Annotated in this window: 13 protein-coding genes; 3 read left to right on the top strand and 10 right to left on the bottom strand. The window is 48.8% G+C overall.

All coding sequences use genetic code 11. The features are described 5' to 3' along the window. Positions 1-12: 12 nt before the first annotated feature. Genes M2137_RS04565 through M2137_RS04550 form a run of 4 tightly spaced genes read right to left on the bottom strand, consistent with a single transcriptional unit; the run spans position 13 to position 3,638 of the window. Positions 13-714 carry a 2-C-methyl-D-erythritol 4-phosphate cytidylyltransferase gene (locus M2137_RS04565; protein WP_280765284.1) on the bottom strand — a complete coding sequence of 234 codons (702 nt, stop codon included), beginning with the start codon at positions 712-714 and terminating at the stop codon, positions 13-15. Then, positions 714-911, bottom strand: coding sequence for an exodeoxyribonuclease VII small subunit (xseB, locus tag M2137_RS04560; RefSeq protein ID WP_280765283.1), 198 nt, complete (start codon positions 909-911; stop codon positions 714-716). Before xseB ends, M2137_RS04565 begins: the two co-directional genes overlap by 1 nt. An 11-nt stretch (positions 912-922) precedes the next feature. Next, positions 923-2,272, bottom strand: coding sequence for an exodeoxyribonuclease VII large subunit (gene xseA / locus M2137_RS04555; protein ID WP_280765282.1), 1,350 nt, complete (start codon positions 2,270-2,272; stop codon positions 923-925). Further along, positions 2,262-3,638, bottom strand: coding sequence for a S8 family serine peptidase (locus tag M2137_RS04550; RefSeq protein WP_280765281.1), 1,377 nt, complete (start codon positions 3,636-3,638; stop codon positions 2,262-2,264). The genes xseA and M2137_RS04550 overlap by 11 nt, the downstream gene beginning before the upstream one ends. 615 nt (positions 3,639-4,253) lie before the next feature. Here M2137_RS04550 and M2137_RS04545 point away from each other — a divergent pair. Together M2137_RS04545 and M2137_RS04540 are read left to right on the top strand one after the other, a co-directional pair. Next, a complete protein-coding gene (locus M2137_RS04545; RefSeq protein WP_280765280.1) occupies positions 4,254-5,243 on the top strand; it encodes a DNA/RNA non-specific endonuclease in 990 nt (329 codons plus the stop codon). A gap of 17 nt (positions 5,244-5,260) precedes the next feature. Next, positions 5,261-6,550: a nucleotide sugar dehydrogenase gene (locus M2137_RS04540; protein WP_280765279.1), complete on the top strand. Its 1,290-nt coding sequence runs from the start codon at positions 5,261-5,263 to the stop codon at positions 6,548-6,550. A 220-nt stretch (positions 6,551-6,770) separates the two neighbouring features. Here M2137_RS04540 and M2137_RS04535 read toward each other — a convergent pair whose 3' ends face one another. The 6 genes from M2137_RS04535 to M2137_RS04510 all read right to left on the bottom strand — a co-directional run bounded on the left by M2137_RS04535 (position 6,771) and on the right by M2137_RS04510 (position 13,269). Continuing rightward, positions 6,771-8,342, bottom strand: a complete 1,572-nt coding sequence (locus M2137_RS04535; RefSeq protein WP_280765278.1) for a carboxypeptidase-like regulatory domain-containing protein — start codon at positions 8,340-8,342, stop codon at positions 6,771-6,773. Positions 8,343-8,357: 15 nt separating this feature from the next. After that, positions 8,358-9,206: a FecR family protein gene (locus tag M2137_RS04530; RefSeq protein ID WP_280765277.1), complete on the bottom strand. Its 849-nt coding sequence runs from the start codon at positions 9,204-9,206 to the stop codon at positions 8,358-8,360. Further along, on the bottom strand, positions 9,203-9,751 hold the full coding sequence (locus M2137_RS04525; protein ID WP_280765276.1) for an RNA polymerase sigma-70 factor: 549 nt from the start codon (positions 9,749-9,751) through the stop codon (positions 9,203-9,205). Before M2137_RS04525 ends, M2137_RS04530 begins: the two co-directional genes overlap by 4 nt. Before the next feature lie 51 nt (positions 9,752-9,802). Then, positions 9,803-11,065 (bottom strand): carboxypeptidase-like regulatory domain-containing protein, encoded by a 1,263-nt coding sequence (locus M2137_RS04520; RefSeq protein WP_280765275.1) that lies wholly within the window; start codon positions 11,063-11,065, stop codon positions 9,803-9,805. Positions 11,066-11,233: 168 nt separating this feature from the next. Then, on the bottom strand, positions 11,234-11,860 hold the full coding sequence (locus tag M2137_RS04515; protein WP_280765274.1) for a cytidylate kinase-like family protein: 627 nt from the start codon (positions 11,858-11,860) through the stop codon (positions 11,234-11,236). A gap of 62 nt (positions 11,861-11,922) precedes the next feature. Next, positions 11,923-13,269: an MATE family efflux transporter gene (locus M2137_RS04510; protein ID WP_280765273.1), complete on the bottom strand. Its 1,347-nt coding sequence runs from the start codon at positions 13,267-13,269 to the stop codon at positions 11,923-11,925. Between the two features lie 157 nt (positions 13,270-13,426). On the opposite strand from M2137_RS04510, the gene M2137_RS04505 reads away from it, so the two are divergent. Then, positions 13,427-13,897, top strand: a complete 471-nt coding sequence (locus M2137_RS04505; RefSeq protein ID WP_280765272.1) for a GAF domain-containing protein — start codon at positions 13,427-13,429, stop codon at positions 13,895-13,897. The last annotated feature ends 503 nt before the right edge of the window (positions 13,898-14,400 follow it).

Genomic DNA, 14,400 nt, shown 5'->3' with positions numbered 1-14,400 from the left:
GTTGCTCCCTTTTTAATGGCAATACGGGCAAATTGCTTTGGCAATTAATAAATCAAAAGGCGTAGTGATCTTTATGTTTTCCCGGTTGCCCGGCACCAGGTGGATAGCAGCACCCATGGCTTCCGCTACCGAGGCGTCGTCGGTGAACCTCGGCGAGTAGTCCTGGCGATAGGCTTCTATGATGAGGTCGCTTTGAAATACTTGTGGTGTTTGCACAGCATAGAAGTCGGCGCGATCCATTGGAAAATTCCCTTCTTCGGTCACCTGGCGAATGGAATCGACAATCGGGATAACCGGAATGGCATTTCCTTCCTTCTCGGCGCTATTGAAACAGTTATCGATCACGTCCGATGATGGGAAAGGACGCACCCCGTCGTGTATGGCAATCAATGCCTTTTTCTTCCGCTCCGGCGAGAATCCCAATTCCTCAGCGATGTATTTCAATCCGTTTTTAACAGAGTGAAAGCGGGTTTCCCCTCCGTTGACGATCACATGGGTGATGGTTGTTCCGATCTCTTTGCAGAGCATACGCCAGTAGTCCTGATGTTCTTCCGGCAAGGCCAGAATAATCTCAGCCGACTCATCCCATTTGTTGAATGCTTCCAGGGTGTGCATCAACAACGGTTTGCCATCCAAGGGGATGAATTGTTTCGGCAGATCGGCTCCCATGCGCAGTCCTTTTCCTCCTGCTACGATGATGATAAAACGTTCCATTATTCCAGTTCTTCTAATATTTTCTTTACTTCTTCATCGGCTTTAAACAGCTTATCTTTGCAGAGCTTTATCAGGCGTGTTGCCTCTTTGACCTTTTCCGATAAAACATCCACATCGAGTTCGTTGTTTTCGATGTCTGCTACAATTTTACGAAGTTTTTCGATAGCTTCGTTATACGATTCTCCTTTTCCGGCCATATGGGTATGATTTATTTGTTTTTTACTATCTCATTCACCGTCGATTCAACCTCCCCATCCGTGAAACGGGTGGTTAGCCTGTCGCCCGGGCCTATCTCTCCGGCTTTTTTTATGATTTTCCCCTCTTTCAAAGTCAGACTATATCCGCGTTGCAGAATATAGTCCGGAGATGCCATTTTCAGGAATTGCTCGGTCAGTTCCAGGTGGCGCCTTTTTTCGTTCCCGAAATGAACCAGGCTGTTTTGCAGCCTTCCCGTGAGATTCCTCAACAGGGAGTCGTGGCGTGTCAATAGGGTCGATGCCAGATGCGGCAAACGCCCCGTCATACCTTGCAACAGATTCCGGTTTCGTTCCAGCCGTCCGGTGACCAAAGCCGGGAGCCTGGTTGCCATGAGCTGAAGATAATTCTTTTGTTCCTGAAGGTGGGTGGTTGCCTGCAGGCGCAGGCGTTCGCAAAGAGCGTTCATCTCTTGCGCCACCTTGTCCATCTGTCCGATCAGAAACTCCGCTACGGCTGTTGGTGTTTTCAGCCGCCGGTGAGCTACCATATCGACTATCGTATCGTCGCGTTCATGTCCGATGCCCGTCAGAACCGGTATCGGGAACTGGGCGCAATGGGCCGCCAACAGGTAACTATCAAAACTGGCCAATTCGGAGGTGGCTCCTCCACCGCGAATGATCACTACGACGTCGAACAATTCATAGTATTCATAGACAGCATCTAATGCCGCCACGACCGATGCTTCGGTCTTCTCTCCCTGCATAACAGCCGGGAAAAGGCGGGTATAGAAACAGTAGCCCGCCGTATGATGAGTCAATTGGTTGATGAAATCTTCATATCCGGCGGCTGTCGGCGAGGTGATCACGGCAATGCGCTGGGGTAATGTCGGGAATTCCAACTCCTTATTCAATGTAAACACCCCCTCTTCCTGCAGTTGGCGGATAATCTCCAGGCGCTTGCGCATCATATCCCCCAGGGTATAGGTCGGGTCGATATCGACAATGGTCAGGTTGAATCCATACACCTCGTGGTAGTCGACCAATACTTTGACCATCACCTTGATGCCTGATGTGAACCGTTGCCCCGTCTCTTGCTCGAAGTAGGGTTTAAGCATCCGGTAGGTCTTTGCCCAGATTGTCGCCCGTGCTTTGGCTAACAGTTGCCCGGTCGTCGGGTCTTTCTCGATAAATTCCAGGTAGCAGTGGCCGGATGTCGCATTGGCACGCACATCGCTCGTCTCCGCCTGTAGCCAGCAACCGTCGGGGAAAGCCTGTTGGATTGCCCCTTTCACCTGCAGGTTGAGCGCCGAGAGCGAGATTGCCTGGGGCTGTTCCTGTGTTTGAAAAATATCAGTAGTCATCGTTTTTTCCTTTCTTATGCGCCTTGTTGAGGTCGGGTATGCCGTATCCCTTCTCTGCGTCCGGTCGTTTGTATTGACTGGCTGTTGTTTGCAACAGGGCAATCAGTCGGACGGGAGTCAATTCAGGGATAGCCTGCCACAGACAGGCAGCCAGCCCTGCCACGACAGGCGTGGAGTAGGAGGTGCCGTTGGCATAGCGGATTTGACCTTGTTCGTCGATCACACAACAGCCTGTTCCCAGTGCCGTCACATCCGGTTTGATGCGGTAGTCGGCCGTAAAGCCCGTGGAGCTGAAGCTGCTTTTTTCTTTTTTCTGGGTGATGGATCCGACCGTCAGGATATCGGCCGCATCGGAGGGGAAGGTGATCTTTTCCCAATGATTGCCGCCTTCGTTGCCGGCACTGCAGACCACCAACATCCCCTTTTCGGCAGCCATAGCCGCAGCTTTGCTTATAAAGGCTGTTTTCCCGTCCAATAATTCCTGGGTGTAGCTCATCTCCTCCGCATCGAACGAGAAGTAACCGAGGGATGAGGTGATCAGGTCGATCCCTATGCTGTCGGCATATTCCACCGCGGCCGCCCAATAATCCTCTTCAATGGGAAACTCCGTCGAGCTATCTTCGCTGCGAAGCAACCAGTAGGTGGCATGCGGCGCCGTTCCGACCATGATACCCGGTTGGTTGGCAGCCAGGCACGACAATACCCGGGTGCCGTGATCATCGCCTTGGAAAACACTTTGTCCGGGTGCAACGAAGTTATAGGTTCCTCCGATCCGCAAAGAATCGAAAGCACTGATGCGATCCACATGCGTAAATCCGGCATCTATCACCGCTATATGTATGCCCGATCCGGTATATCCCGCTTCGTGCAGGTGGTCGCCGTGGAGCATTTCTATCTGCTTCTGTGCATATCCGTAATGATCGGACAAAGGGGTGTCGGAAGGTGAAAACCGGGTCGTATCTATTTCTTCACTATTATCCTCCTTCTTCGGAGCGAGATTTCCTTTCCACACCAATTTCACATCATCGACAAAGGAATACTCCCGCAGGCGTCCGGCTATCAGGCTGTCAGGGGAGGAAACTACTACGGTGGATAGCCATTTGCTTTTAGTTATCAGTGCGACTCCCGTTTGCTCCAACGTATGCAGGTAGGAAGCGGAGATCGGCAGATCGGATTCCGTCAACTCTTTCCCCGTTTTCAGGCGGCGTTCGATAGCCCGGGCAGAGAGAAACTCTTCCGGCTTCTCAAGGGTATGGCCGGTTGCTCCTTTGTCTTTCAGGTAGACCCGAAAGCAATAGCTCTCTTCACCCGAAAGAGGGAAATAGGCAATCGATATAAAAAAAAGGAATGCGATCAGTTTATTCATTTCATTTGTCCACCTTGTCCTATATGCAAAAGTACAAAAAATAGGGAGATAAGATTAAAAAAAAGGGAAGGTTGTTACAAGTAGGGATGAGGGGGGGGTGATAGCGAATGTAGAAACAAACCAACGCCGAAAGGTGTTGAATTAAACAATTGAACCCTTTTCGGGTTCATGAGATGTTAGATCCTTTTATGCCTACCCCCAGTCGTTCGCTCTGCTCTCTTCACTGGGGGTTATTAGGAATTAAATCCCTTTCGGGATTTTCCTGAAACATCTTCCAATCCTTTCCTCTTTGAAGAAATCAGTAACTATCCCCCTCTCTTGTGGAGAGGGGGCAGGGGAGAGGCGGTCTCTCTCCAAATGTTAAAATCGCGATTGTAAGCAAAACGCCTGTTTTACTTACAAATCCATACGTTAAAAAATGTTTCTCCCGGGAGTTTGTCTCCGAAGTCCCGCTTTTTTGCGCGCAAAGTCCCGCCAAAATTACAAATCGTAAATTGGGGATTTCGTCGAAAACGAATGTTTTAACATTTATTTACACCACTCTCACCTATCCCAAATCAGGATTCCCAATTCTTCGTTTTTTCTATTAATTTTGTAACCTGTAAGAAATAGGCTATGGTACAGAAAAAAGGGAAAAAGAAATCCGTCAGGAAAAGGAAGACCGCCAAAACAAACCGGAAAGCGAAAGGAGATGGCTTTCTGCTTTCCACGAAACGGTTTGTGGTGCGTGTATTGCTGGTGACAGTTGGGATTTTCGTCGGCTTATACCTATTGGATTATCTCTATCCGAAGGAGCCTGCTGCGGCAGAGACCAAGCGGCAGTTGGCAAAATTTTTCTCTTTCCCAAAAGAGAATACGTTTGCTTTTCCCGGTGAAACAAAAGAAACGGCAACGAAACCGGTTGTGAGCCGTGGAGATGTGCGAATCGAGATGGCGGCTTTGCAGGCGAAACGCCCTGAGCAGCTTATCCACCACGAGGGCTATTCGCTCTCCTACAACAACGATTATAAAATTGCCAATTGGGTTGCCTGGGAGCTGACACGCGAAGAGGCGGTCAGTACCAAAGCGGCTCGTGACGGGCGTTTTGTGCCCGATCCCGAGGTGAAGGGTGCTACGGCTCTGCACGAGGATTATACCCGGACAGGTTTCGACCGCGGTCACCTGGCACCTGCCGGCGATATGAAATGGTCGGCCAAGGCGATGCGCGAAACATTCTACCTGAGCAACATCTGCCCCCAGCACCCCAAACTGAACAAGGGGCTTTGGAACACGTTGGAAAACAAATGCCGCGCCTGGGCCAACCAACATGGTACGCTTTGGATAGCCACCGGGCCGGTGATCACGGAAGATATGCGGGTGATGGGGAAGAACCGGGTGGGTGTGCCGAAGCAGTTTTATAAGGTGATTTGTTATTATTCGCATAACAAATACCACGGAATTGCGTTCTTAATAGAGAACAAAGATTACGGAAAAACATCCCTCCGGACGTTGGCCATACCGATCGACAGGGTGGAAAAGGTCACGGGGATCGATTTCTTTTACCAATTGCCCGAGTCGATACAACAAGATATGGAAGCGGTGGTAGACGAATCGTTCTGGTTCTAATCATAAGGAGAAAGCGTATGTATAAAGCATTGATCGGAAAAGAAAAAAAGCTGGCAGTGATCGGCCTGGGTTATGTGGGGCTGCCGCTTGCCATGGCTTTTGGCAGGCATTTGTCGGTGATCGGGTATGATATCGATAGAGACCGGTTGGAAAAACTGCAACAAGGCATTGATCCGGGCAACGAAGTGAGTCCGGAGGAATTCGAAGGAAAAGATATCTTTTTCACTCCTTTTGCGGAAGATTTGCCTGAGGCTTCTTTTTATGTTATTGCCGTTCCGACTCCCATCGACCGACACAACCAACCCGATCTCACCGCTTTGTTGAATGCGACCAGCCAGGTGGGAAGAGTATTAAAGAAAGGAGACTATGTAGTCTATGAATCGACGGTTTATCCGGGATGTACAGAAGAAGACTGTATTCCCCTATTGGAAAAAGCCTCTCTCTTGAAAGCCGGGAAAGATTTCCATGTGGGCTATTCGCCGGAACGGATCAATCCGGGCGATCAGACGCATACGCTTTCGAATACGATCAAGATCGTTTCTGCTTCCGATGAAGAGACCTTAGATACCTTGGAAAAGGTGTACGGGCTGATTGTCGAGGCGGGATTGCATCGCGCCCCATCGATTAAGGTGGCCGAAGCAGCCAAAATCATTGAGAATACGCAGCGCGATGTGAACATCGCGTTGATGAACGAATTGTCGATCATATTCGACCGGATGGGCATCAATACCTATGATGTGTTGCGGGCGGCCGGAACCAAATGGAATTTCCAGCCTTATGCGCCGGGACTGGTGGGCGGCCATTGCGTAGGGGTCGATCCTTATTATATGGTATATAAGGCACGCGAATTGAATTACCACCCAAAGATGATCAATTCCGGCCGTTTTGTGAACGACTCCATGGGCGGTTATATCGGGAAGAAGATCGTGAAAAAGATGATTGCCCAAGGGAAAAACATCTTAGGGGCGCGTGCCCTGGTGATGGGATTAACCTTTAAGGAGAATGTTTCCGACATCCGCAATTCCAAGGTGGTCGATATTATAAACGAACTAAAGGACTACGGTATGGAGGTGGATGTGACCGATCCTTATGCGTCGCCCGAAGAGGTGGAAAAGCAGTATGGGCTGAGTCTGAAAAAGCAGCCCGAAGGGCGCTATGACGCCATCATTATGGCCGTTTCCCATAAGGAATATTTAACATTAAACGAAAATTGGTTTTTGAACATAGCCAACGAACCGGCCGTTTTGGGTGACGTAAAGGGTATTTTTCAGGGACGAATTGCCAAAATGGCTTATTGGAGCCTTTGAAAAAAGGGGTCTGAAATGTTAAAAAGTAAGATAACCTGCAAATAAGTATCGAGAATGTTAAAAATGTGTTTTATAATATGTTTTTTTTTTTGTGCGGTCTCGATAAAAGGCACATCTTTGCATGCAGATAACCTAAACAATCTTTTTGCCTTAAAGACTAATACCTATTAAAAACCTATAAAGAGGGCCTTTGAGAAAAGGCCCTCTTTATGATTTATAACTATTCGCTGTTCTCTGTTTCCTCTATGATACTGGATATTTTCCCGATTGCTTCGTGGAGCGATTCTTCCGGAAGGATAATGTTGAAGTGTTCCCAGAAATGATTGTCGTAGGTGTATTCCGTTTCGGAAAAAACGCTACGGGTCGGTATCCGTTCATCCCGGGAGAAACGTTTTACATCTTCCGTTTCTGTTTTGATGGTGGCCATTTCGAACCAGGTATGCAGGGTGGTGCTGAACAGATGCTTCTTCTTACGCACGCGAAATGCCAGATCGCCCCGGACATGATTGATATAGTAAATGCCTTTCGACTGTTTGTAGGAGATGGTATAAGATACCTCTTGCGGGATGATAGTCAAGTCGCGGCTTTTACGCTCTACATACATGGGGGCGGCCTGGGCAACAAACTTAGGATGGATGCGGAAGGTAACGCCCAGCAGGGCACTATTCTCCATATCGAGATAGATCTCTCCCTTGAAAAGAGGGGAGGTGATGCCGACTCGTTGTTCGAACGTGACCACGTTGGCCAACCGACCGTCTATCTCTTTGATATCCGCATGCGCATAATCGTATAAAATACGCTCTTCGGGCAGGAGAAAGTCAGGAAGATTCTTTACTACATCGAGCAGTAGGGTGGTTTGTACGCCCGACTTGAAGCGGGTGATCATGGTGTCGCGTTCCGACCTGTCGAGAAGCCGTCGCATTTTCAACAGCTTCACCTGGTCGTTAGCCGTCGACTGGGCATAGGGTGTCTTATAGATCTGAAACATGGCCTCGGTCAGGCTGGCCAGGCGCTTGCGGTAGTGGATGCCTTCCCGGTAGAAAACAGTATGGTAGACCGGCTCCCGGGCATTGTTTAGCTCCCGTTTTGCCAGCATTTCGTCTAATAACTTCTCCGGATTGACCAAGCGAACGATCACTTCCTGGAGGGAGATCACTCTTGGCTCGAGTGTGATATAGCGGTATCCGCCCGCTAATAAATCGGCTTCTACCTCGTAAGATTTATAGCCTAAGTGGGTGAACTGCAAAGGATAGCTCCGGAGTGAGTCGGGAAAGGTGAAGCGAAACTCGCCGTTCTGGTTGGTCACCGTGCCGATGGCTCCCTCGATAATGCCGACTGTGGCATAGGCAATCGGCTCGTTGTTGTAGCGATCGGTCACTACGCCTGCGACGGTAAGGTAGGAAGGCTCGGGTGAGCCGGTCTCTTCTTGCGCTGTGGCCTCTTCGCGCAAGGATTTCTTTGTCTGTTCCTGCGTATGGATTAAGATATGATTGCCGGAGATACGCAATAAGAGCGTGGGGTCGCCGGTGATTTCATGGATGGCCTGCCGGATGGTGTAGTTGCCTTTTTTCAGCCTGACCACCTTGTCATTGTCGATCACCCGGCTATCGTATATAAACAAATAGCCGGAACGGTCGGTTACTAACCCCAGCATCTTATAAACAGTCCCCTTGCTTCGGGGCAGATCGATTCGGCGATCCAATCCTTCATTATCTGCCTTCGCCACGGAAGCTACGCACAACAGCCACCAGGCGAGACACAGGATAAAGCGGAAAGGAACCGGCGGTCTCATCTCTTAAAGGTTATTTCATGGTTCGGTAATCAAGAGCCCCTCCTCTGTTCGGGTGTAGGACAAATCGAGACCCAGGCAGATGATTTCAGCCATTTCCACCGGAGTCTGCCCCTCGAAGGCAACGGTAAAGCTACGGCTTTCCAGCGCCGGAGTGGTGAACAGGGGCACGGAAGAGACCTCTTGGTTGAGTATGTTCAACACATCTCCCAGGCGTTCGTCTTTGAAGAGGATGCGTTTCAGTGGATTCCGGTTTGTTTCTGCCTTCCCTATCTGCCATTCGCCGGCCTGCAACCGGGCTATTTCACCGGCAGTCACTAAGCAGCTATTTCCATTTCCTTTGGCAATCACCTTCACAATGCCCGATTCTACGCTCAATTCAAAAGGAGCGTTCGCCTCATTCTGTATATGAAAGGTGGTGCCCAATACCTCAACATGCACATTTTCTGTGGAGATCAGGAACGGACGCTCCTTGTTTCCGCTTACATTGAACTGCGCATTCCCTTCCAATGCCACTTCGCGGCGATCTGTTTCAAAGGAGGAAGGATAATGAAGCACGGCTTGTTCAGCCAGGTAAACCACGGAGCCGTCCTCCAAGGTGGTGATCAGTGTGGTCGATTCTTCCGCGTTGCGGAGCGTCAGAAGGGCAGATACCCGGTTGTCCTGTCGGGTATACATATACACACCTATTATGACCAGACACAATAAAGCAACGGCGGCCAACATACGCATATCCCTTACCGGCAGCGTTTTGGTTTGCTGACGAGGGGCAACCGCCCCGGTCAATAGTCCGTCTTCATCGAGGCGGGCGTATAACCGGTTCCATGCCCGGTCTGTTTTTCGTTTATGCAAATCTATTTCATTCATGCTCTAAAGGTGTAAACCTCAATCTCTTTTCGTAATGTTTGAAGGGCTTTCGTCATCTCCGCTTCGACTGTTTTCACCGATAACGACAGGGTTTCCGCAATTTCCGCGTATTTCATTCCTTCGAAACGGTGCATTTTGAAGATGCGTTGCCGCCGTTCGGGAAGCCGACTGATGGCGTGGTCGATGAGTTTCAATAACTCATTATACTCCAGTTCGTCGTGCGGTGTCGGATCATCGACGGTTTCCTTCGACAATATCGCCTCCTGATAGCGGTGACGTACGTCCTGATGTTCCAGGTATTGGAAGGATCGGTTGCGAACGGCGCCGTAGAGATAGTTTTTCAACGAATGCAATACGGTGATTTGTTCCCGTTCTTTCCAAAACACATAAAATAGTTCCTGCACGATTTCTTCGGCTACCTCCATCTCTCCGGTAAGGCTTGCGGCATACATACGGAGAGGCGTATAATAAAACCTGAACATCTGTTCGAAGGCTTTAATATCTCCTTTCCGAATCTTATTACATAAGAGTATCTCGTTCCGCATAACCTCATTATCTTCCTATCTTCTGTAAATATACGAAAAAGTATCGAGATATTATTTCTGTTGTTTTCTTAATTTGGTTACGGCCGACTCTAATGATTCGGTCGGTTCGATAATGTTATACGCTCCCCAGAAGTCTTCGTCCACAAAATCGGCCACACGGTCGGAGAGCGACTGAGTCTGTTTGAATGCTTCCCGGCTGGGGATAGTTGTGTCGGCCGGCTTGCCATCGGTGATAACCATTTCCGAATTGATCGTGTAGTTGGTAGCAAACAGGCGGCGTTTCCAATCACACCGGAAGCGTACCTCATTGCGGATATAACTCAGATAGGTCACCCCCTCTCTCTCTTTGTAGGTCACCAGATAGCTTACCTCAAGCGGGCGGAAGCGCAAGCCGAAGGGTTTCTTTTTCAGGATCGCCTGTGTGGCTTTGTTTTGGTCGTCCATATTCAGATTGAACTCAGCCCGGCTGAACGACAATTTCTCCCGGTCGATATAGAGTTTCCCCTCATACAAGGCGTAGGGCAGGATGGCCTGTGGCTTGAAGCTGATCACATAATGGTGGCGCTCATCCAGCATCACACTCTCTTCCATGCGAAAAGCATAATAAGGCAGCATCTCACGATCCAACAACACATCGGGATTCTTCACAATATCCACATAGACCGAAAGGTTTGGCCCGCCCAATAGCTTTACCACCAAGGTATCGCTGGCGCGTTGGCTCAACAGCTTACGCCCTTTGTAGATCTGCACCCGGTCACGATTTACGTCCATATCTTTATAAGGCGACTTGTAGATGTCGATAATAGCTTCCGAAATATTGACATACCGGCGCCCTTTCTGTGCCGTTTCCCGGTAGAAACCGGTAAACAGATTGGCCTGATTGCTGTAGTTATCAGGGATCTTTCCCATCGCCTGTTCCACAATTATACGGGGATCACCCCCGCGCACGATCACCTCTTCCAAGAGGTTGGCGTTGGGAACCAACGTAACAGCCAGCCCGGTGATATCCCTTCCGTTCAAAGGAATAATACTGTTTAAATAACCAATATGGCTGATCTCGATTTTGTTTGCACCCAACGATTTCACCACCTTCAAAGAGAATTGTCCGTCTTCGTTGGTTACGGTGCCGATATTCGTGCCCGGCACCGACACATTCACATATTCGAGTACTCGTTTCGAACGTTGGTCTTTCACAACACCAGTCACCGTCACGAAGTCTTCCATCACAACGTCTTGCCCATAGGCTGGCATTACTCCACAGCCTATACACAGAGCAATGCTCCATAAAATGATCTGTTTACTGAACCTTTTCATAATCGTCACTTATTTTAGTTTATTATCTCTCATCTCTCTATTTTTAAGATCGTTCAGTGAAGAAATACCCTATCCTTTTCGATACAAAAGATCTAAACACAGAGAACGCGAAGAACTTTTTGTTTTTTAGTAGTTCTTCGCGTTCTCTGCGATTAAAATCAAAAAAAGTTACGAACCTTTCTGACGCCGTTCGATAAATTCTTTCATCAGCGCAACTGTTTCGTCGATGCCTAATACGGAGGCGTCGATCGAGAAGTTGTAGGAGTTGGCAGCACCCCAGGTCTTATTCGTATAATAATTATAGTAGGCGGCACGTGATTTGTCGGTCTTGATCATCAATTCTTTGGCCTCTTCTTCGCCAATCTTTTGATACTCCATGATGCGTTTGATCCGGTTTTCTGTCTTGTCGTGGATAAAGAAACTGAACAGTCCCGGTTCGTCGCGAAGGATGTAGTCGGCACAACGACCTACCAATACGCATGATTTCTCTGCCGCCAGCTTGCGCATCGCGTCGCTTTGCAGTTGAAACAATCCATCGTTGGAAAGGAAATCGGTATAAGGCATATACATACCCATATAGGAATAACCGGTGGTCAGCGCATACGAAAGCCCGCTTGCCGTGCGTTCATCCGCCTTTTCAAACACCTCTTCGCACAGGCCGCTCTCTTTGGCCGCTACCGACATGATCTCTTTATCATAGTAGCCAATGCCCAATTCCTCGGCTATCTGTTTTCCTATTATGCGTCCTCCGCTACCGAACTGACGGCCGATCGTAAGGATTATTTTCTTTTCCATATCCTGTTTCTCTGATTAACAATGTATACAAATATATTATTTTTTTCCTTCCAATCGCTTTCTCAGGCGGTTTTAAACTTTTTGAACTGGTTCATCAAAACAATCCAGGTGATAATAGCCGCCGTCACGTCGGCGAATGGAATAGAGATCCAGACACCCAGCGTTCCCCAGAACTGAGGCAGAATGATCAGGAAAGGCACTAAGAAGATCAACTGACGTGACAGCGACAGGAAGATCGATTTGCGGGGCATGCCGATGGAGAGGAAAAAGTTGGTTGCCACCATCTGGAAACCGACAATCGGGAATACCGCAAAGGCCACCCGCAATCCCTTCGTAGCAATCTCGACCAGTTCCGGATCGGTCGTGAAGATCCGTACCATAGCGCCCGGAATAAGTTGCGCCAACAGAAAGCCTGTGGTGGAGATAGCGACCCCGATCTTCAGTGTCAATTTGGTGATCTCCATCACACGCGGGAAGAGGCGCGCTCCGTAGTTATAGCCTGCAATGGGCTGCATGCCCTGATTCAATCCCATGATAATCATTACGAAAAGCGATGACAAGCGGTTCACGATACCATAGGCACCAATGGCCAGGTCGCCTCCGTGTTCTTTCAATCCCCGGTTGATCAGGATCACCACCAAACTGGCGCATAGATTCATCAGAAACGGTGACAGACCGATCGAGAAGATATCTTTCACCAATTCGCCTTTTAGGCGGTATATTCCTTTCTTGAAATGGATCAGGTTCGACGATTTGGAGAAATGACGGAGCTGAAAGCCCAATGAAATCAACTGCGAGATAACGGTTGCCCAGGCCGATCCTTTGATACCCCATCCGAAACCGAAGATGAATATCGGGTTCAGAATGCAGTTGATCACCACGGATGCCAAGGTGGCATACATGGCCAGGCGGGGAAAACCGGCGGAACGGAGTACCGCGTTCAGGCCAAGATACATATGCGTCACCACATTACCCATCAGGATGATCTCCATATATTCGCGTGCGTACTGGATCGTCTGGTCGCTGGCACCAAAGAAATAGAGCACCGGATCCAGGAAGATCAGGCTGATAATCGTAAAGGCGATACCTAATATAATATTTAATATGAGCACGTTGCCTAATACCCGGTTGGCACTTTCGTAATCGCGCTGCCCCAGTTTCAACGAAAGCAGGGTGGCCGCTCCGGCGCCGACCAACGAACCAAAAGCGGCTGCCAGGTTCATAAGCGGAAAGGTCAATGCCAGGCCGGAAATAGCCAACGGGCCGACCCCGTGACCAATAAAGATACTATCAGCAATATTATACAATGACGAGGCGGTCATAGCAATAATAGCCGGGATAGCATATTGCGTCAGTAATTTACCTGTACGCTCGGTACCCAGTACTAAAGGGGAATTCTTTTGTGTCATAAATGATTGGTCTTATATTGGTAGCAGCGTCGCTGCTAAGAGCCTGCAAAGATAGCCATTATTCAGGCTGATTGTGTGTTTTTTTAACGTGTGTTAATAGAAAAGAAGCTGTGTTTATCCCTATCTTCGCCCTTCTAAACAAGAAAACAAAGAGACCATGGCTGAAAATTTACAGATCACCGGAAAGAGTAAAGAAGAACGTTACGCCTCCCTGTTCCCCCAGATAGCTGCCCTTGTTGAAGGCGAACCGGATTTAATCGCCAATATGGCTAATGTGGCGGCTGCCCTGCGGCAAACCTTCGATTTCTTTTGGGTCGGATTCTACCGGGTCGACGGTGAGCAACTGGTATTGGCTCCTTTCCAGGGACCGGTTGCCTGCACCCGCATCCGCTACGGCAAAGGGGTATGTGGCACCGCCTGGAAAGAAAAACAAACCCTGATTGTACCCGATGTGGATCAATTCCCCGGACATATAGCCTGCAACTCTGCCTCGCGTTCGGAAATTGTCGTTCCCCTGATACAAAACGATACGGTCTACGCCGTACTCGATATCGACAGCGACAGCCTCAATAGCTTCGACGAAACCGACCGGATCTACCTGGAAAAAATAGTTGCTCTGATTGGTTAAAAATAGCAACAATGACTAAATGACCCATTTGAATTTCTTCAAGATGTAACGATCCCACCACTCAATTCAGATGTAAACAAATGTTAATTTACTCATTTTCGTCAAAACTCCCAATTTACGATTTGTAATTTCGGAGGGAGTTTGCGCGCAAAAAGGCGGGACTTCGGAGACAAACTCCCGGGAGAAACACTTTTTAACGTATGGATTTGTAAGCAAAACAGGCGTTTTGCTTACAATCGAGTTTTTAACATTTGGGGAGAAGAGACCACCTCTCCCCCTGCCCACAAGAGAGGGGAATAGTTACTGGTTTCTTTAAATTGGAGAGATTTTGAAGATTTGCAGAAAGCCCGGAAGGGATTTAACTCCTAATAACCCCCAGTGAAGAGAGCGAAGCGAACGACTGGGGGGGATAGCGAATGTGGAAACAAACCAACGCCGAAGGTGTTGAATTAAAGGTCGGTCTTAGCCAATTGAACCCTTTTCGGGTTCATGAGATATTAAGT

This window comes from Parabacteroides sp. PFB2-10 (assembly GCF_029893085.1).
Lineage (GTDB): Bacteria > Bacteroidota > Bacteroidia > Bacteroidales > Tannerellaceae > QVMG01.
The sequence above is the reverse complement of the archived record's forward strand: the minus strand, read 5'-3'. Positions and strand labels throughout refer to the sequence as shown.